The sequence below is a fragment of the Pseudomonas sp. IT-P294 genome (assembly GCF_949767865.1).
Taxonomy (GTDB): Bacteria; Pseudomonadota; Gammaproteobacteria; order Pseudomonadales; family Pseudomonadaceae; genus Aquipseudomonas.
The window spans coordinates 63,432-81,995 of sequence record NZ_CATKQW010000003.1 but is presented as its reverse complement, the minus strand read 5'-3'; the positions used below and the strand labels follow the sequence as shown (position 1 = coordinate 81,995).

Annotated in this window: 13 protein-coding genes; 12 read left to right on the top strand and 1 reads right to left on the bottom strand. The window is 59.7% G+C overall.

What is annotated here, in order from left to right; genetic code table 11:
• Nucleotides 1-93: 93 nt before the first annotated feature.
• The 3 genes from rpmE (at nucleotide 94) to ACM6I0_RS02730 (ending at nucleotide 2,591) form a co-directional block, all read left to right on the top strand.
• A complete protein-coding gene (gene rpmE, locus ACM6I0_RS02740) occupies nucleotides 94-324 on the top strand; it encodes a 50S ribosomal protein L31 (protein WP_054054615.1) in 231 nt (76 codons plus the stop codon).
• A gap of 26 nt (nucleotides 325-350) precedes the next feature.
• The gene (locus ACM6I0_RS02735; RefSeq protein WP_414921396.1) at nucleotides 351-1,139 is read left to right on the top strand and encodes a thermonuclease family protein; all 789 of its coding nucleotides are present in this window, start codon (nucleotides 351-353) and stop codon (nucleotides 1,137-1,139) included.
• A gap of 183 nt (nucleotides 1,140-1,322) precedes the next feature.
• Entirely contained in the window at nucleotides 1,323-2,591 is a 1,269-nt protein-coding gene (locus tag ACM6I0_RS02730; RefSeq protein ID WP_253435232.1) for a malic enzyme-like NAD(P)-binding protein, read from the top strand.
• 242 nt (nucleotides 2,592-2,833) lie between these two features.
• On the opposite strand, the gene ACM6I0_RS02725 is transcribed toward ACM6I0_RS02730, so the two are convergent.
• Nucleotides 2,834-5,275, bottom strand: coding sequence for a penicillin-binding protein 1A (locus tag ACM6I0_RS02725; RefSeq protein WP_414921443.1), 2,442 nt, complete (start codon nucleotides 5,273-5,275; stop codon nucleotides 2,834-2,836).
• A 217-nt stretch (nucleotides 5,276-5,492) separates the two neighbouring features.
• On the opposite strand from ACM6I0_RS02725, the gene ACM6I0_RS02720 reads away from it, so the two are divergent.
• The 9 genes from ACM6I0_RS02720 to gltB all read left to right on the top strand — a co-directional run bounded on the left by ACM6I0_RS02720 (nucleotide 5,493) and on the right by gltB (nucleotide 18,550).
• Nucleotides 5,493-6,557 (top strand): pilus assembly protein PilM, encoded by a 1,065-nt coding sequence (locus tag ACM6I0_RS02720; RefSeq protein ID WP_285433577.1) that lies wholly within the window; start codon nucleotides 5,493-5,495, stop codon nucleotides 6,555-6,557.
• Nucleotides 6,557-7,123: a PilN domain-containing protein gene (locus ACM6I0_RS02715; protein WP_285433579.1), complete on the top strand. Its 567-nt coding sequence runs from the start codon at nucleotides 6,557-6,559 to the stop codon at nucleotides 7,121-7,123. The genes ACM6I0_RS02720 and ACM6I0_RS02715 overlap by 1 nt, the downstream gene beginning before the upstream one ends.
• On the top strand, nucleotides 7,120-7,743 hold the full coding sequence (pilO, locus tag ACM6I0_RS02710) for a type 4a pilus biogenesis protein PilO (RefSeq protein ID WP_285433580.1): 624 nt from the start codon (nucleotides 7,120-7,122) through the stop codon (nucleotides 7,741-7,743). The genes ACM6I0_RS02715 and pilO overlap by 4 nt, the downstream gene beginning before the upstream one ends.
• A complete protein-coding gene (locus tag ACM6I0_RS02705) occupies nucleotides 7,740-8,267 on the top strand; it encodes a pilus assembly protein PilP (RefSeq protein WP_285433582.1) in 528 nt (175 codons plus the stop codon). The genes pilO and ACM6I0_RS02705 overlap by 4 nt, the downstream gene beginning before the upstream one ends.
• Before the next feature lie 13 nt (nucleotides 8,268-8,280).
• The gene (gene pilQ / locus ACM6I0_RS02700) at nucleotides 8,281-10,359 is read left to right on the top strand and encodes a type IV pilus secretin PilQ (protein WP_285433583.1); all 2,079 of its coding nucleotides are present in this window, start codon (nucleotides 8,281-8,283) and stop codon (nucleotides 10,357-10,359) included.
• 4 nt (nucleotides 10,360-10,363) lie between these two features.
• Nucleotides 10,364-10,882: a shikimate kinase AroK gene (aroK, locus tag ACM6I0_RS02695; RefSeq protein ID WP_222589435.1), complete on the top strand. Its 519-nt coding sequence runs from the start codon at nucleotides 10,364-10,366 to the stop codon at nucleotides 10,880-10,882.
• A gap of 150 nt (nucleotides 10,883-11,032) precedes the next feature.
• Complete coding sequence (gene aroB, locus ACM6I0_RS02690) at nucleotides 11,033-12,133, top strand: 3-dehydroquinate synthase (RefSeq protein ID WP_285433584.1); 1,101 nt, start codon at nucleotides 11,033-11,035, stop codon at nucleotides 12,131-12,133.
• Between the two features lie 10 nt (nucleotides 12,134-12,143).
• On the top strand, nucleotides 12,144-13,751 hold the full coding sequence (locus tag ACM6I0_RS02685; protein ID WP_285433586.1) for an AAA family ATPase: 1,608 nt from the start codon (nucleotides 12,144-12,146) through the stop codon (nucleotides 13,749-13,751).
• Nucleotides 13,752-14,101: 350 nt separating this feature from the next.
• On the top strand, nucleotides 14,102-18,550 hold the full coding sequence (gene gltB / locus ACM6I0_RS02680) for a glutamate synthase large subunit (RefSeq protein ID WP_285433587.1): 4,449 nt from the start codon (nucleotides 14,102-14,104) through the stop codon (nucleotides 18,548-18,550).
• Nucleotides 18,551-18,564 lie beyond the last annotated feature (14 nt).

Here is an 18,564-nt window from a genome sequence, read left to right as displayed (position 1 = left end):
CGATTGGCGATGTCTGGTAGAATCCGCGGCCTAATTACGTGCGGTATTCAACAATAGTGTTGAGTGGCGGCACGCTAGCCCGAGGAATACACCATGAAAGCCGATATCCATCCAACATACGAAGTCACCGCAGTTACCTGCAGCTGTGGCAACAAGTTCGAAACTCGTTCGAACCTGGCCAAGCCTCTGGCGATCGACGTATGCAACGAGTGCCACCCGTTCTACACCGGTAAGCAGAAGACTCTGGATACTGGCGGCCGTGTACAGCGCTTCGCAGACCGTTTCGGTGCTTTTGGCAAGAAACCTGCTGCAGCAGCAGAGTAAGGCTCGAAAGCCCCGTGGGCTTTTCCTTGCTAACGAAAAAGGCGTCCCTTGTGGGCGCCTTTTTTATGTCCGCGATTTGGCTTTCCGGTGCTCAGGCCTTCTGCCCGGCACCCAGCGGACTGACATCGGTTGCGGTGCAGCGGGTGGTGGATGGCGACACTTTGCGCCTGAGCGATGGCCGCAGCGTACGCATGATCGGCCTGAATACGCCTGAACTGGGCAAGCAGGGTCGCTCCGACGAGCCGTTCGCCGTGGCCGCGCGCAAACGCCTGGAAGCATTAATCGCCGCCAGCGAAGGGCGGGTGGGTTTGCGGCCAGGTAAAGAGAGCAAGGATCACTACGGTCGCACGCTGGCTCATGTCTACGGTGCTGATGGCGCCAACCTCGAAGCGCAGATGCTTGCAGAAGGGCTCGGTTTTCAGGTTGCGGTCGCGCCGAATGTCGATTTGGTCGGCTGCCAGCAAGCCGCCGAACGCAGTGCCCGTCAGGCCGGTCTTGGACTGTGGCGGCAATCCCCGGTACTGAAAGCGGAGCAGATCAGCGCGTCCGGCTTCGCCGTGCTCAGTGGGCGTGTCAGCAAGGTTCAGCGCAATCGCGGCGGGGTTTGGATCGAGTTGCAGGATTCGGTTGTACTGCGTGTTGCACCCAATTTGCTGGACCAATTCGATGTTGCGTCCCTTGAACGGCTGAAGGGCAAGCAAATCGAGGCGCGGGGCTGGGTAGTGGATCGGTCGCGGCGCGGTGGTTTGAAATCCGGGCAGGCGCGCTGGCTACTGCCGCTGACCGATCCGTCGATGTTGCAAACGGCGCCTTGAAAAATAAATTGTAGACATTTTCAAAGTCGATTGTGAACAGTCTATCCCTTGTGTTCCGTGGCTCTTGGCCCAAAGTCGTAGGGCAGGGCGCTTGACAGGGGTGACTGGTCAGTCTTGTGGGGATTTTGCGAGGCGCGTATCCTCGCTGACCAGTCTGTCCAACAGTAAAAGCGGAATGCCCCCATGTCTGATTTGAAAACTGCCGCTCTCGAATATCACGCCCATCCTCGTCCAGGTAAGCTGAGTGTCGAGCTCACCAAGGCCACCGCTACCGCCCGCGACTTGTCGCTGGCCTACAGCCCCGGCGTAGCCGAACCAGTACGCGAAATCGCTCGTGATCCTGAGCTGGCCTACAAATACACCGGCAAAGGCAACCTGGTTGCAGTCATTTCCGATGGCACCGCGATTCTTGGCCTGGGTAACCTCGGCCCACTGGCTTCCAAGCCTGTCATGGAAGGTAAAGGCGTGCTGTTCAAGCGCTTCGCCGGCATCGACGTGTTCGACATCGAAGTCGACTCCGAAAGCCCACAAGCCTTCATCGACACCGTCAAGCGCATCTCCATCACCTTCGGTGGCATCAACCTGGAAGACATCAAGGCGCCTGAGTGCTTTGAGATCGAGCGCGCTCTGATCGAGCAGTGCGACATTCCAGTGTTCCACGATGACCAGCACGGCACCGCAATCGTGACTGCGGCCGGCATGATCAACGCGCTGGAAATCGCTGGCAAAACCCTGGCTGACGCCAAGATCGTCTGCCTGGGTGCCGGTGCGGCCGCCATCTCCTGCATGAAATTGCTGGTGAGCATGGGCGCCAACATCGAAAACATCTTCATGGTCGACCGTACCGGTGTGATCCACTCCGGCCGTGACGACCTGAACCAGTACAAGGCTGTCTTCGCTCACGCGACCGACAAGCGCACCCTGGCTGACGCTTTGGCTGGTGCTGACGTGTTCGTCGGCCTGTCTGGCCCGAACCTGCTGAGCGCTGAAGGCCTGAAGTCCATGGCGGCCAACCCGATCGTGTTCGCATGCTCGAACCCGGATCCGGAAATCTCCCCGGAACTGGCTCACGCCACCCGTGACGACGTGATCATGGCCACCGGCCGTTCGGACTACCCGAACCAGGTCAACAACGTACTGGGCTTCCCGTTCATCTTCCGTGGTGCCCTGGACGTTCGCGCCAAGCGCATCAACGAAGAAATGAAAGTGGCAGCAGCCAACGCCCTGCGTGAACTGGCCAAACTGCCGGTTCCTCAGGAAGTGTGCGACGCCTACGGCGGCATCAAGCTGGAATTCGGTCGTGAGTACATCATTCCGAAACCAATGGATGCGCGTCTGATCACCGTGATCTCCGATGCCGTGGCCAAGGCCGCTATCGAGACCGGTGTGGCGACCCTGCCGTATCCGAAGAACTACCCGCTGAAAAGCGTGGATGATGTGTTCAACGGCTAAGCCGTTGTAGCGCTTCAACAGAAAGCCCCGGTTCACTTTGAGTCGGGGCTTTTTTTATCTGAGAGTTTTGCATTGATCGTTCCCACGCTCTGCGTGGGAATGCAGCCCGGGACGCTCCGCGTCCCTTCCCGCAGCCGAACGCGGAGCGTCCGTAGAGGCATTCCCACGCAGAGCGTGGGAACGATCAGTAAAAAGCCCCGCGCTTCTTTCGAAGGCGGGGCTTTTTTGGTGTCGCTACGCGATCAGAACAAATCGATCGGCGCCGACTCATCCGCTGGCAGCGGGCTGCCCGGCGCTGTGCCGTTACCCAGCTCATTCACCGATGGCGGCGTGTCTTCGGCCTTGAACAGTTCGAAGTAGGCCCCTGGCGTGCCAGGGCTGGCCGCGCGGCCGCTGACCGGATCGACCCGCAGGCTGAGAATGCCTTCGGGCTCTGGTTGCGTATGAGGTGGCTTGTCTTTGAGGGCTGCCGCCATGTAGTTCATCCAGATCGGCAGCGCCACAGTGCCGCCGAACTCGCGCTTGCCCAGGCTTTCCGGTTGATCGAACCCGGTCCAGACCGTGGTGACGTAGTCGGCGTTGTAGCCCGAGAACCATGCATCCTTGGATTCGTTGGTGGTCCCGGTCTTGCCCGCGATGTCGCTACGGCCCAAGGCCAGGGCGCGTCGGCCGGTACCCAGTTTGATTACGTCCTCCAGCATGCTGTTGAGGATGTATGTGGTGCGGCCATCGATGATGCGTTCAGCCACCGCAGGCGTTTGTGGTGTCGTGCCTGGCGCGGCAATAGCCTCGCCCGGGGTCTGGTCGACCGTAAACGTCTGGGCGACCGGTGCGGCGATACCGCTGGTGGCCGCGGCGCCTTGAGGCACGCTCGGCGGATTGGCAACGAACAGGGTGTCACCGTTGCGGCTTTCGATTTTATCGATGATGTACGGGCTGACCTTGTAACCGCCGTTGGCGAAAGTGCTCCAGCCCGTGGCGATTTCCATCGGCGTCAGGGTTGCGGTGCCCAGCGCCAGCGACAAGTTGCGCGGCAGGTCCTGCTTGTTGAAGCCAAATTTGCTGATGTAGTCGATGGTGCGATCAACACCCAGCGCCTGCACCAGGCGGATCGAGACCAGGTTGCGCGACTTGTACAGGCCTTCACGCAGGCGAATCGGGCCGAGGAAGGTGTTGGTGTCGTTCTTCGGACGCCAGACCTTGTCCAGGTACTCGTCGACGAACACGATCGGCGCATCGTTGACCAGGCTGGCGGCGGTGTAGCCGTTATCCAGCGCGGCGCTGTAGACGAATGGCTTGAAGCTCGAACCCGGTTGACGCTTGGCCTGCATGGCACGGTTGTAGTTGCTCTGCTCGAAGGCAAAACCACCCACCAGCGAGCGGATGGCGCCGTTCTGCGGGTCAAGAGACACCAGCGCACCCTGTGCTTGCGGGATCTGGCTGAATTTCAGTGAGTTGTCCGGCTGGCGCTGAACGCGGATCAGATCACCGACCTGAGCCACATCCGACGGTTGTTTCGGATTGGCGCCCATGCTGTTGGTGTTCAAGAACGGACGCGCCCACTTCATGCTGTCCCAGCCGACGTGTTCGTCACCGGTGCGGGTCATCACTTGCAGGCCGTTCTTGTCGACTTGAGTGACGATCGCAGGCTCGAGACTGCTGATGGTGCGCTGCTTGGTCAGCTCGACTGCCCAGGCTTCGCGAGTCTTGCCCGGCAGGCGCGACTCTGGGCCGCGATAGCCGTGACGCTGGTCGTAGGTCATCAAGCCTTCGTGGACCGCCGTGTTGGCCATTTCCTGCAAATTGCTCGGTACCGTCGTGGTGACGCGGAAACCTTCGGTGTATGCGTCGCTGCCATAGCGGCCGACCATTTCGGCGCGGGCCATTTCAGCGATGTAGGGTGCGTTCACTTCCGGGGTCGGTACGTGGTAGCTAGCGTTCAGCGGCTCATTGATCGCGGTGGTGTAGTCGGCTTCGGAGATTTTCCCGAGCTTGTACATGCGCCCAAGGATCCAGTCGCGACGTTCTTTGCTGCGAGCCGGGTTGGCCAGCGGGTTGAAGCGCGAAGGTGCTTTGGGCAGGCCGGCAATCATCGCCATTTGCGCCAGGCTGACGTCACGAATCGACTTGCCGTAGTAAACCTGCGCAGCGGCTTCGATGCCGTAGGCGCGGTTACCCAGATAGATCTTGTTGACGTACAGCTCGAGGATCTCGTCCTTGGTCAACTGCCGTTCGATTTGCAGTGCCAGGAGGATTTCTGTGGTTTTACGTGAGAAGCTGCGTTCACTGGTCAGGAAGAAGTTCTTGGCGACCTGCATAGTGATGGTACTGCCGCCGGACTGGATGTGTCCGCTTTTAACCAATTGAGTCGCTGCGCGCATCAGGCTGCTGGGATCGACGCCATAGTGGTTGGCAAAATTGTCGTCTTCAGCACTTAGTAACGCATTGATGAAATTGGGGGGAATGTCGGCGAAACGGATCGGCGTACGGCGCATTTCGCCAAATTCGGCGATCAACTTGTTGTCGCTGCTGTAAACCCGCAACGGAATCTGCAACTGGATGCTTCTCAGAGCCTCCACGGATGGCAATCCGGGACTAAGGTAAAGAAAAGCGCCGCTCAGACCGAGGAGCAGTCCGCAGAAAACGGCGACGATGGACCAACCGAAAAATTTCAGCAGACGAATCAAGGCTTTGGGATATCCAGGGCAAAGAATGAATTGGGCAACAGGGTTCAGAAAACAGGGAACGACCCGCGCTTGCAGTAAAAACCGGAAAAAATCGCTCGGCATTATAAGCATTTTTCCGTCGAGAGCGTCATTTGCGCTGCTGTCAAGACGGGTGGTTTGAACGCAATGGATATTACAGAGTCCGTAAGACACGGATAGTCATAGGGAATTGGTAGTGCTAGGACTCTTTAACAAGAAGGCCAATACGCTTCTGGGGATCGACATCAGCTCCACGTCGGTGAAGCTATTAGAGCTTAGTCGCCAAGGCGACCGTTATCGGGTTGAAGCCTATGCGGTCGAACCGTTGCCCGCCAACGCCGTGGTCGAAAAAAATATCGCCGAGCTCGAAGGCGTGGGTCAGGCACTCGCGCGCGTGCTCGCAAAGGCCAAGACCAGTCTCAGGAACGTTGCCGTGGCCGTTGCCGGCTCGGCCGTCATCACCAAGACCATCGAGATGGACGCCGGTCTTTCCGACGACGAGATGGAAAACCAACTCAAGATCGAAGCGGATCAGTACATCCCTTACCCGTTGGATGAGGTCGCCATCGACTTTGAAGTCCAGGGCGCTTCGGTGCGTAACCCCGAGCGGGTCAGTGTGCTGTTGGCGGCCTGTCGCAAGGAAAACGTCGAAGTGCGTGAAGCGGCCCTGGCCCTGGCCGGCCTGACTGCTCGCGTGGTGGACGTCGAGGCCTACGCGCTTGAGCGCTCCTTTGCATTGCTGGCAACCCATCTGGCCGCCTCTCAGGAGCGTTTGACGGTGGCGGTGGTCGACATCGGCGCGACCATGACCACTCTTAGCGTCCTGTATAACGGTCGGATCATCTACACCCGCGAACAATTGTTCGGTGGTCGCCAGCTCACGGAAGAAATCCAGCGCCGTTATGGCCTGACCCTCGAGCAGGCAGGGCTTGCGAAGAAGCAGGGCGGATTGCCGGATGACTACCTCAGCGAAGTCTTGCAGCCTTTTCGCGATGCGTTGGTGCAGCAGGTTTCCCGTTCATTGCAGTTCTTCTTCGCCTCCGGTCAATACAGCGCGGTCGATCACATCCTGTTGGCCGGTGGTACCGCGTCGGTCCCGGGGCTTGACCGGTTGATCGAGCAACGGCTCGGTACGCCGACCCAGGTGGCCAATCCGTTCGCCAACATGGCGCTGAGCAGCAAGGTCAATGCGGGTGCACTGGCGAGCGATGCGCCGGCCTTGATGATCGCCTGTGGACTGGCCCTCAGGAGTTTCGACTGATGGCACGGATCAACCTTTTACCCTGGCGCGAGGAGCTGCGCGATGCGCGCCGCAAACGCTTTTTGCTGGCGCTGGTCGGTGTGTTGGCAGGTTCCGTGGGTGCGGTACTTATTGCGGACCAGATCATCAGCGGTGCGATTGACCGGCAAGTGGCCCGTAACGATTACATCGGCAAGCAGATTGCCGTGGTCGACGAGCGGATCAAGCAGATCAGCGATCTGAAGTCCCGTCGCCAGCAGCTGGTGGAGCGCATGCGCATCATCCAGGACCTGCAAGGCAATCGCCCCATCAGCGGGCGAATTTTCGACCAATTGGCGCGCACACTGCCGGACGGGGTGTATTTCACCGAAGTGAAAATGGTCGGAAAAACCTTATCGATCACCGGCGCGGCGGAGTCCAACAATCGAGTGTCGGAGCTTATGCGCAATCTGGACGCCTCGGACTGGTTCGATGCGCCCAGCCTCACGGAGGTCAAGGCGACCACCGCCGGTCAGCTGGATCAGGCCAATGTTTTTCAGTTGACCGTCCGTCAGACGCAGCCCGCCGTTGTGGAGGTGGGTAAATGAACCCTTCTGGATGGTTAGAAGGGCTGCGCAAGATCGATATCAACGATCTGGACACCAACAACATGGGCTCCTGGCCACCAGCGATCAAGGCGCTGGCAGGTGGGCTGTTGATGGTTCTGGTGCTGGCGCTGGGCTACTCCTTTTACCTCAGCGATCTGGAAGATCAATTGGGGCTCAAGCGCGAAGAGGAATCGACCCTCAAGGAGCAATTTGCGACCAAGGCCCGCATGGCGGCGAACCTGGAGCTGTACACCCAGCAGATGAAGGAGATGGAGAACTCGTTCGGCGTATTGTTGCGGCAATTGCCCAGCGACACCGAAGTCCCTGGTCTGCTGGAAGACATTACCCGTACGGGGTTGGGCAGCGGGCTGGAGTTCGAAGAGATCAAATTGCTGCCGGAGGTCACCCAGCAGTTCTATATCGAGTTGCCGATCCAGATCACCGTGACCGGTGCCTATCATGACCTGGCGACGTTTGTCAGTGGCGTGGCCGGGCTGCCGCGGATCGTTACGCTGCATGATTTCGACCTCGCGCCGGTCGACCCCGAGGGCGCTCCGAAACTGCGCATGAGCATTCTTGCCAAGACCTATCGCTACAACGACAAAGGGCTGCAGAAATGAGCCCGGTTCGTTGTTTTTCGATGGCGATGTTGTTCGCTGGCCTGGCGGGCTGCGGCAACGCCAATGACGTCAGTGACCTCGATGCCTACATGAATGAAGTGCGCCTCAGGCCGCCCGGCAAGATTGAACCAGCGCCGACATTCCAGTCTTACCCCACATTCACTTACAACGCTGCCAACCTGCGCAGCCCGTTTTCCCGACAGGTCAGGGTTGATCTGGCAGGCCAGAAGCATGGCTCGCGCAACGTCAAGCCCGACCCCAACCGCACCAAGCAGTACCTCGAAGGCTTCAACATCGAGCAGTTTGAAATGGTCGGCACGATCTCCAATGCGACCGGCTCCTTTGCGCTGCTGCGCGGGGCGGGCGGTGTACATAGGCTAAAGGTCGGCGACTACCTGGGGCGTAACGATGGACGGATCGTCGCCATCAGCGGCTCACAAGTCGATGTGGTCGAAATCGTGCCCGACGGCCAAGGTGCCTGGCTGGAACGACCGCGGACCATCCCTTTGAAAGAGCACTCATAGTGGAACTCGAACAATGAACAGGATTTTCTCAACCGTCGGTATCTCGCTATGGATAGCGTTGCTGTCGCCGATGGTCCAAGCGGCCAACCTCAAGGCGCTGGATGTCGCCGCGCTGCCGGGTGATCGCGTCGAGTTGAAGTTGTCTTTCGATGGGCCGCCACCAGAGCCCCACGGATACACGACCGAGTCACCAGCGCGAATCGCGCTGGACCTGCCTGGCGTGGTCAATCAGCTGACGAGCAAGAACCGCGATCTGGGCGGCGGCAATGCGCGCAGCGCGACGGTTGTGGAGGCCAACGATCGTACGCGGCTGATCATCAACCTGACCCAGTTGACCCCGTACAACGCCCGGGTCGAAGGCAACAAATTGATTGTGGTAGTCGGGCAAGGGGCCAATTCAAAGGTGTCCCGGCCACCGGCCAGTGCCCCCCGCGTCGCGACGGCAAAGCCTGCCCCGGTGAAAGCCTATGTGCCCGCCAACAAAGCCATCCGCGGCGTGGACTTCCAGCGCGGCACCCAGGGTGAAGGCAATGTGGTGATCGACTTGTCGGATCCTTCAATCGCCCCGGATATCCAGGAGCGCGACGGCAAGATCATCCTCGGTTTTGCCAGGACTCAGTTGCCTGAACCGTTGCGCGTGCGCCTGGACGTCAAGGATTTCGCCACGCCGGTTCAATTCGTCAACGCCAGTGCCACGGGTGATCGGGCCACGATCAGCATCGAGCCCAGCGGCGCGTTCGATTATTCGACCTACCAGACCGACAACAAGCTGACAGTCAGTATTCGTCCGATGACCGTGGACGACCTGCAAAAGCGCAACGCCGAGCGTTTTGCCTATACCGGTGAAAAGCTCTCGCTGAATTTCCAGGACATCGATGTGCGCTCGGTGCTGCAGTTGATCGCCGATTTCACCAACCTCAACCTGGTCGCCAGTGACACCGTTCAGGGCGGCATTACCTTGCGTTTGCAAAACGTCCCGTGGGATCAAGCGCTGGACCTGGTGCTGAAGACCAAAGGCCTGGACAAGCGCAAGATCGGCAACGTTCTACTGGTGGCGCCGGCCGATGAAATCGCTGCTCGCGAACGCCAGGAGCTGGAATCGCTGAAGCAGATCTCCGACCTCGCGCCGCTGCGCCGAGAACTGCTGCAGGTCAACTACGCCAAGGCTGCCGACATCGCCAAATTGTTCACCTCGGTGACCAGTGCCGAAGCGAAAGCCGACGAGCGGGGTTCCATCACGGTTGATGAGCGGACCAACAACATCATCGCCTACCAGACCCAGGATCGCCTCGACGAACTTCGTCGGATCGTCGCGCAACTGGATATCCCGGTGCGCCAGGTGATGATCGAGGCGCGAATCGTCGAAGCCAACGTCGACTATGACAAAAGCCTCGGTGTGCGCTGGGGCGGTTCGGCCCAGAACAAGGGTAACTGGAACACGTCCGGGGTCAGTGGCTCCTCGACGACCATCGGCACACCGGGCAGCACCAGCACCAACTCGCCATTTGTCGACTTGGGTGCTGCCGGCAATACCTCGGGGATCGGCATCGCTTTCATCACCGACAACGTGTTGCTGGACCTGGAGCTGACGGCGATGGAGAAGACCGGCAACGGCGAAATCGTCTCGCAACCGAAGGTGGTCACGTCCGACAAGGAAACCGCGAAAATCCTCAAGGGCACCGAGATTCCCTATCAGGAAGCCAGTTCCAGCGGCGCGACTTCGGTGTCTTTCAAGGAAGCCTCGCTGTCGCTTGAAGTGACGCCGCAGATCACTCCGGACAACCGGATCATCATGGAGGTCAAGGTCACCAAGGATGAGCCGGACTACCTGAACAAAGTCCAGGATGTACCGCCGATCAAGAAAAACGAAGTCAATGCCAAGGTGCTGGTCAACGATGGCGAGACCATCGTGATTGGTGGAGTTTTCTCAAATACTCAGAGCAAGGTTGTAGATAAGGTGCCATTTCTCGGTGATGTGCCGTATCTTGGCCGCCTTTTCCGGCGTGACGTGGTTTCGGAGAAAAAATCCGAGCTGCTGGTATTTCTCACTCCGCGTATCATGAATAACCAGGCGATTGCTGTGAGTCATTGATTCTGTGCGAAATTTGATTCTTGTTGGACCGATGGGGGCTGGAAAAAGCACCATCGGCCGGTTGCTGGCCAAAGAGCTGCGCCTGCCGTTCAAAGATTCCGATAAGGAAATTGAATTGCGCACGGGCGCCAATATCCCGTGGATTTTCGATAAAGAAGGCGAACCGGGCTTCCGTGACCGCGAGCAGGCGATGATTGCCGAGCTGTGTGGCTGCGACGGCGTGGTGCTGGCGACCGGTGGTGGCGCGGTAATGCGCGAAGCCAATCGTCGGGCACTGCGCGCCGGTGGTCGGGTGGTTTATCTGCATGCCTCCGTCGAGCAGCAGGTTGGCCGCACTTCCCGCGATCGCAATCGGCCGCTGTTGCGTACAGCCGACCCGGCCAAGACCCTTCGGGACCTGCTGGCGATCCGCGATCCGCTTTATCGGGAAATCGCCGACCTGGTGGTGGAAACGGATGAGCGGCCGCCGCGAATGGTGGTGCTCGACATTCTCGAACGCTTGCAGCAGCTACCTCCCCGTTAATGCCCGGCGCGAAATGCGCTATCCTCGGCGTCCTGTCACAACCGCTCAAGGTTGTGGCGGATGGCTGCCAAACGGCGTCACACCAACAGGTATCATGGACATTCGTTAATTCAAGGCAGGACGCCTGATTCATCTTCACTGTGGGGACACATGCAGACACTCAAGGTCGACTTAGGCGAGCGCAGCTACCCGATTCATATTGGCGAAGGTTTGTTGGATCAGCCTGGGCTGCTGGCCCCGCACATCCGCGGACGGCAAGTGGCGATCATCTCCAACGAGACCGTTGCGCCGCTCTATCTGGAGCGTCTGACCCGCAGCCTCGCGCAATTCTCGGTGATTTCCGTGGTGCTGCCCGACGGCGAAGCCTTCAAGACTTGGGAAACCCTGCAACTGATTTTCGACGGCCTGCTGACCGCACGGCACGATCGACGCACCACGGTGATCGCCCTCGGTGGTGGTGTTATTGGTGACATGGCCGGTTTTGCCGCAGCCTGTTATCAGCGCGGCGTCGATTTCATCCAGGTCCCGACCACGTTGCTGTCGCAAGTCGACTCCTCGGTGGGCGGCAAGACCGGGATCAACCATCCGCTGGGCAAAAACATGGTCGGCGCGTTTTATCAGCCGAACGTGGTTCTGATCGATACCGCCACCCTCAATACCCTGCCGCCCCGCGAACTCTCTGCCGGGCTGGCGGAAGTCATCAAGTACGGGCTGATCTGCGATGAGCCGTTCCTGACCTGGCTCGAAGAAAACGTCGATCGCCTGCGCGCCCTGGATCAGGTGGCCCTGACGTATGCCATCGAGCGCTCTTGCGCGGCCAAGGCTGCAGTGGTCGGTGCCGACGAGAAGGAAACCGGCGTTCGTGCCACGTTGAACCTGGGGCACACCTTCGGCCACGCTATCGAAACTCATATGGGCTATGGTGTCTGGCTGCATGGCGAGGCCGTGGCTGCTGGCACCGTAATGGCGTTGGAAATGTCTGCGCGCCTGGGCTGGATCAGCGAGCAGGAACGTGATCGCGGTATTCGCCTGTTCCAGCGTGCCGGTTTGCCGGTCATCCCGCCTGAAGAGATGACCGAAGCCGATTTTCTCGAACACATGGCAATTGACAAGAAAGTGATCGACGGTCGTTTGCGCCTGGTGCTGCTGCGCCACATGGGCGAAGCGGTGGTGACCGACGATTATCCGAAAGAGGTTTTACAGGCCACGCTGGGAGCGGATTACCGCGCCCTGGCTCAGCTTAAAGGTTAATAAGATCCCGATGACTAGTTTGCATGCCGACGAGGCTTTCCTCGGCCATTACCAGTTAAGCCATGACCCTTTTGCTCCACGGGTGCCTGGTTTCAAATTCTTCCCGGCCCAGCGCAAACCGGTGCTGGGACAACTGCACCACCTGGCGCGCTACAGCCAGTTGCTGCTGGTGGTCACCGGCCCGCAAGGCAGTGGCAAGACCCTGTTGCGTCAGGCGCTGGTAGCCAGCACCAACAAACAGTCGGTGCAGAGCGTGGTGGTTTCCGCCCGTGGCGCCGGTGATTCGGCTGGCGTGCTGCGTCAGGTGGCTCAGGCGCTGAATATCGAACAGGCCGAAATCGGCGCGATCCTGTCTCAAGTGGTGCAGTTGGCGCTGACGGGGCAGGAAGTCTATCTGCTGGTGGATGATGCCGAGCAACTCGACGAGTCCGCGCTGGAAGCCTTGCTGGCGCTCGCCGCTGGCGCGCCTGAAGGTCGGCCGCACGTGTTCCTGTTCGGTGAGTCCTCGCTGATTGCTCAGCTTGACGCGCTCAGCCTTGAGGAAGAGCGTTTCCACGTCATCGAATTGCAGCCCTACACCGAAGAAGAAACACGCGAATATCTGGCCCAGCGCCTTGAAGGTGCCGGCCGGGGTATCGAACTTTTTACCGCAGATCAGATCTCTGATATTCACGAAAGCTCCGACGGTTGGCCTGGCAATATCAACCAGGTCGCCCGCGATGCAATGATCGAAGCCATGATTGCCAGCCGCTCAGCGGTGAAGCGTCCAAGTATGGGGTTCAACATGCCGAAGAAACACGTATTGGCGATATCCGCCGTCGTCGTGGTCGCGGTAGCCGCCGCCTGGTTGATGCCAGGTCGCAGCAAAGCACCGACCACTGGCGCTCCTGCCAACGAGCAGGCGCAATTGCCGCTCGGCCAGGGCGCGCCAAAACCTAATAGCGGCGGTGCACCATCCGTCGAATTCGCCGGTAATTCGCAACCGATGCCGTTGCCGTTGGTCGGCAACTCGCAACCGGTCATGCGCGGTCCGTTGGCCGAAGCGGCTGGCGGTATCACTGAAGGTGACGACGGCGTGCCTGTCGAAGGTTCCAGCGCTAAACCGCCTACCGTGACCACCATTGCGCCGCCTGCGGGTATCCAGCCAGGCCCTGCGCCAACGCCTGCCGCCAAACCGGCTCCAGCGCCGACTCAGGTCGCGACAGCCAAGCCGGCCCCGACCACGCCTGCCGTGAAGCCGGCTCCAGCGCCTGCCAAGCCAGCTGCCGTGGCTACCGCCAAACCTGCCGAGAAACCGGCCGAGAAGCCCGCTGCCGCCGCGAAAGGCGCCGGTGGCACCTGGTACGCCGGGCAACCGACGAGCAACTACGTGGTGCAGATCCTCGGTACCAGCTCTGAATCGGCCGCGCAAAACTTCGTGAAAGAGCAGGGCGGCGAGTACCGTTATTTCAAGAAAGTCCTCAACGGCAAGCCGCTTTACGTCATCACTTACGGTAACTTCGCCAACCGCGATGCAGCCGTTACCGCCATCAAGGCCTTGCCAGCGAAGGTTCAGGCTGGTAAACCTTGGCCTCGCACTGTCGCCAGCGTCCAACAGGAACTGGCAACAACTCGCTGAAGATTCGGCGGCCTTACCCAGGCCGCCTCTCCAAGCACCTCAAAATTTCTGCAAGCGCATGCCGTCTCTACAGACCGCGTGCCTTGTGGTGTCTGCGTCATAGTGGTCTTTGAGTCGTTGCGGTCAAAATTAAAAAAGTTTTGACTAGCACAGCATATCGCTTTAAACCTTTCACAAATGCGACATAGATTTGCGACAGTTCGTCGTCAAATTTGTGAGCCCAAGTGTCGGTGTGTACAATGACCTCCCTTTTGCCCCCGCAAAGCTGGCGTACGTTCGGCGCGGATGGCAAGTGGTTGAATTGAAAAGAAATTTGCCTCGATAAGGGGCAGCCTGGTGAGAAAGTGTCTATGAAAGCAGGTCTGTACCAACCAGATGAATTCAAGGATAACTGCGGTTTCGGCCTGATAGCCCATATGCAGGGCGAGCCCAGTCATACCCTTTTGCAAACGGCCATCGAGGCCCTGACCTGCATGACCCACCGCGGTGGGATCAACGCCGACGGCAAGACCGGTGACGGTTGCGGTCTGCTGATTCAAAAGCCGGACGTGTTCCTGCGAGCCATCGCCCAGGAAACCTTCGGCGTCGAACTGCCCAAGCAATATGCCGTGGGCATGGTCTTCTTCAACCAGGACCCGGTCAAAGCCGAAGCCGCTCGCGAGAACATGAACCGCGAGATCCTGGCTGCCGGTCTGACCCTCGTCGGCTGGCGCAAAGTGCCGATCGACACCAGCGTCCTCGGCCGTCTGGCCCTCGAGCGTCTGCCGCAGATCGAACAAGTGTTCATCGGTGGCGAAGGCCTGAGCGATCAGGACATGGCGATCAAGCTGTTCAGTTCCCGTCGTCGTTCGTCCGTGGCCAACGCCGCCGACGTCGATCACTACATCTGCAGCTTTTCCCACAAGACCATCATTTATAAAGGCCTGATGATGCCGGCGGACTTGACCGCCTTCTATCCAGACCTGAGCGATCAGCGCCTGCAAACCGCGATCTGCGTGTTCCACCAGCGCTTCTCCACCAACACCCTGCCGAAATGGCCGTTGGCTCAACCGTTCCGCTTCCTGGCGCACAACGGCGAGATCAACACCATCACCGGCAACCGCAACTGGGCCGTGGCCCGTCGCACCAAGTTCGCCAACGACCTGATGCCCGATCTCGAAGAGCTCGGCCCGCTGGTCAACCGCGTTGGTTCCGACTCCTCCAGCATGGACAACATGCTCGAGCTGATGGTCACCGGTGGCATCGACCTGTTCCGTGGCGTGCGGATGATCATTCCGCCAGCGTGGCAGAACGTCGAAACCATGGACCCGGACCTGCGGGCGTTCTACGAATACAACTCGATGCACATGGAACCGTGGGATGGTCCGGCCGGCGTGGTAATGACCGATGGTCGCTACGCGGTGTGCCTGCTCGACCGTAACGGTTTGCGTCCGGCGCGTTGGGTCACCACCAAGAACGGTTTCATCACCCTGGCCTCGGAAATCGGTGTCTGGAACTACCAGCCTGAAGACGTCATCGCCAAGGGGCGCGTGGGCCCGGGCCAGATCTTTGCCGTGGACACCGAAACCGGTCAGATCCTCGACACCGACGCCATCGACAACCGTTTGAAGTCCCGTCATCCGTACAAGCAATGGCTGCGCAAGAACGCTCTGCGCATCCAGGCGACCATGGAGGACAACGATCACGGTTCGGCTTTCTACGACGTCGATCAACTCAAGCAATACATGAAGATGTATCAGGTCACGTTCGAAGAACGCGATCAGGTGCTGCGTCCGCTTGGCGAGCAGGGCTACGAAGCCGTGGGCTCGATGGGCGACGATACGCCGATGGCCGTGCTGTCCCAGCGCGTGCGCACGCCGTACGACTATTTCCGCCAGCAGTTCGCGCAGGTCACCAACCCGCCGATCGACCCGCTGCGTGAAGCCATCGTCATGTCGCTGGAAATCTGCCTCGGTGCCGAGCGCAACATTTTCCAGGAGTCGCCGGAACACGCCTCGCGCGTGATCCTCAGTTCGCCGGTCATTTCCCCGGCCAAGTGGCGCTCGCTGATGAACCTCGATCGTCCGGGTTTCGAACGCCAGATCATCGACCTCAACTACGACGAAAGCGTCGGCCTCGAAGCGGCCATCCGCAACGTCGCCGATCAGGCTGAAGAAGCCGTACGCTCCGGTCGTACCCAGGTTGTGCTGAGTGACCGTCACATTGGTCCGGGCAAGCTGCCGATCCACGCTTCGCTCGCCACCGGCGCGGTGCATCACCGCCTGACCGAAAAAGGCCTGCGTTGCGACTCCAACATCCTCGTGGAAACCGCTACCGCTCGCGACCCGCATCACTTCGCGGTATTGATCGGTTTCGGCGCCTCGGCGGTCTATCCGTTCCTGGCCTACGAAGTGCTGGGCGACCTGATCCGCACCGGTGAAGTGCTGGGCGACCTCTATGAGGTGTTCAAGAACTACCGTAAAGGCATCACTAAAGGCCTGTTGAAGATCCTGTCGAAGATGGGCATCTCCACCATCACCTCGTATCGCGGTGCGCAACTGTTCGAAGCCATCGGCCTGTCCGAAGAAGTTTGTGACCTGAGCTTCCGTGGCGTGCCAAGCCGCATCAAGGGCGCGCGTTTCGTCGACATCGAAGCCGAACAGAAAGCCCTCGCTGCCGAAGCCTGGAGCCCGCGCAAGCCAATCCAGCAAGGTGGTCTGCTGAAGTTCGTCCACGGTGGCGAATATCACGCTTACAACCCGGACGTGGTCAACACCCTGCAAGCCGCTGTACAGCAGGGTGACTACGGCAAGTTCAAGGAATACACGGCGCTGGTGGACAACCGTCCGGTGTCGATGATCCGCGACATGTTCAAGGTGAAAACTTTGGACACGCCGCTGGACATCAGTGAGATCGAACCGCTGGAATCGGTGCTCAAACGCTTCGACTCCGCAGGCATCTCCCTGGGCGCCTTGTCGCCGGAAGCCCACGAAGCCCTGGCCGAAGCCATGAACCGCCTCGGTGCGCGTTCCAACTCCGGCGAAGGCGGCGAAGACCCTGCGCGCTACGGCACCATCAAGAGCTCGAAAATCAAGCAGGTCGCGACCGGCCGTTTCGGGGTGACCCCGGAATACCTGGTCAACGCTGAAGTGCTGCAGATCAAAGTCGCTCAGGGCGCCAAGCCTGGCGAAGGTGGTCAACTGCCCGGCGGCAAGGTCAACGGTCTGATCGCCAAGCTGCGTTACGCGGTGCCAGGCGTGACCCTGATTTCGCCGCCGCCGCACCATGACATCTATTCGATCGAAGACTTGTCGCAGCTGATTTTCGACTTGAAACAAGTCAACCCGAAAGCCCTGGTCTCGGTGAAGCTGGTAGCAGAAGCGGGCGTCGGCACCATCGCCGCCGGTGTGGCCAAGGCCTACGCGGACTTGATCACCATTTCCGGCTACGACGGTGGTACCGGTGCATCGCCGCTGACCTCGATCAAATACGCGGGCGCTCCATGGGAACTCGGTTTGGCCGAAACCCACCAGACCCTGCGTGGCAACGACCTGCGCGGCAAAGTGCGGGTACAAACCGACGGCGGCCTGAAAACCGGCCTCGACGTGATCAAGGCGGCGATCCTCGGCGCTGAAAGCTTCGGCTTCGGCACCGCGCCGATGATTGCTCTGGGCTGCAAATACCTGCGCATCTGCCACCTGAACAACTGCGCCACCGGCGTCGCGACCCAGAACGAGAAGCTGCGCAAGGATCACTACATCGGCACCGTCGACATGGTGGTGAATTTCTTCACCTACGTCGCCGAAGAAACCCGTGAGTGGCTGGCCAAGCTGGGCGTGCGTTCCCTCGAAGAGCTGATCGGTCGTACCGATCTGCTGGAAATCCTCGAAGGTCAGACCGCCAAGCAGCAACACCTGGACCTGACCCCGTTGCTGGGCAGCGATCACATCCCGGCAGACAAACCTCAGTTCTGCCAGGTCGACCGCAACCCGCCGTTCGACAAAGGCCTGCTGGCCGAGAAAATGGTCGACATGGCCACTTCGGCCATCAACGACATGAGCGGCGCCGATTTCGCCCTGGACATCTGCAATTGCGACCGTTCGATCGGTGCCCGGATCTCCGGTGAAATCGCGCGCAAGCACGGCAACCAAGGCATGGCGAACGCGCCGATCACCTTCCGTTTCAAAGGGACGGCCGGTCAGAGTTTCGGTGTGTGGAACGCCGGCGGCCTGAACATGTACCTGGAAGGCGACGCCAACGACTACGTCGGCAAAGGCATGACCGGTGGCAAACTGGTCATCGTTCCGCCGAAGGGCAGCGTCTACAAGACTCAGGACAGTGCCATCATCGGCAACACCTGCTTGTACGGCGCCACCGGTGGCAAGCTGTTCGCCGCCGGCACCGCAGGTGAGCGTTTTGCGGTGCGTAACTCCGGTGCCCACACGGTTGTGGAAGGCACTGGCGATCACTGCTGCGAATACATGACTGGTGGTTTCGTCTGCGTTCTGGGCAAGACCGGTTACAACTTCGGCTCAGGCATGACCGGCGGTTTCGCCTACGTGCTCGACCAGGACAACACCTTCGTTGACCGGGTCAACCACGAACTGGTGGAAATCCAGCGGATCAGCGGTGAGGCGATGGAAGCCTACCGCAGCCATTTGCAGCGCGTGCTGAACGAATACGTCGAGGAAACCGACAGCGAGTGGGGTCGTAACCTCGCTGAAAACCTCGATGACTATCTGCGTCGTTTCTGGCTGGTCAAGCCTAAGGCTGCCAACCTGAAATCTTTGCTTTCCAGCACCCGTGCCAACCCGCAGTGATATGCGCCTGAAGA

Bases quoted from the DNA above. Each gene is read 5' to 3' on its own strand.
- rpmE (WP_054054615.1), top strand. From the start codon at position 94: ATGAAAGCCGATATCCATCCAACATACGAAGTCACCGCAGTTACCTGC.
- ACM6I0_RS02730 (WP_253435232.1), top strand. From the start codon at position 1,323: ATGTCTGATTTGAAAACTGCCGCTCTCGAATATCACGCCCATCCTCGT.
- ACM6I0_RS02715 (WP_285433579.1), top strand. From the start codon at position 6,557: ATGGCACGGATCAACCTTTTACCCTGGCGCGAGGAGCTGCGCGATGCG.
- pilO (WP_285433580.1), top strand. From the start codon at position 7,120: ATGAACCCTTCTGGATGGTTAGAAGGGCTGCGCAAGATCGATATCAAC.
- ACM6I0_RS02705 (WP_285433582.1), top strand. From the start codon at position 7,740: ATGAGCCCGGTTCGTTGTTTTTCGATGGCGATGTTGTTCGCTGGCCTG.
- pilQ (WP_285433583.1), top strand. From the start codon at position 8,281: ATGAACAGGATTTTCTCAACCGTCGGTATCTCGCTATGGATAGCGTTG.
- aroB (WP_285433584.1), top strand. From the start codon at position 11,033: ATGCAGACACTCAAGGTCGACTTAGGCGAGCGCAGCTACCCGATTCAT.
- ACM6I0_RS02685 (WP_285433586.1), top strand. From the start codon at position 12,144: ATGACTAGTTTGCATGCCGACGAGGCTTTCCTCGGCCATTACCAGTTA.
- gltB (WP_285433587.1), top strand. From the start codon at position 14,102: ATGAAAGCAGGTCTGTACCAACCAGATGAATTCAAGGATAACTGCGGT.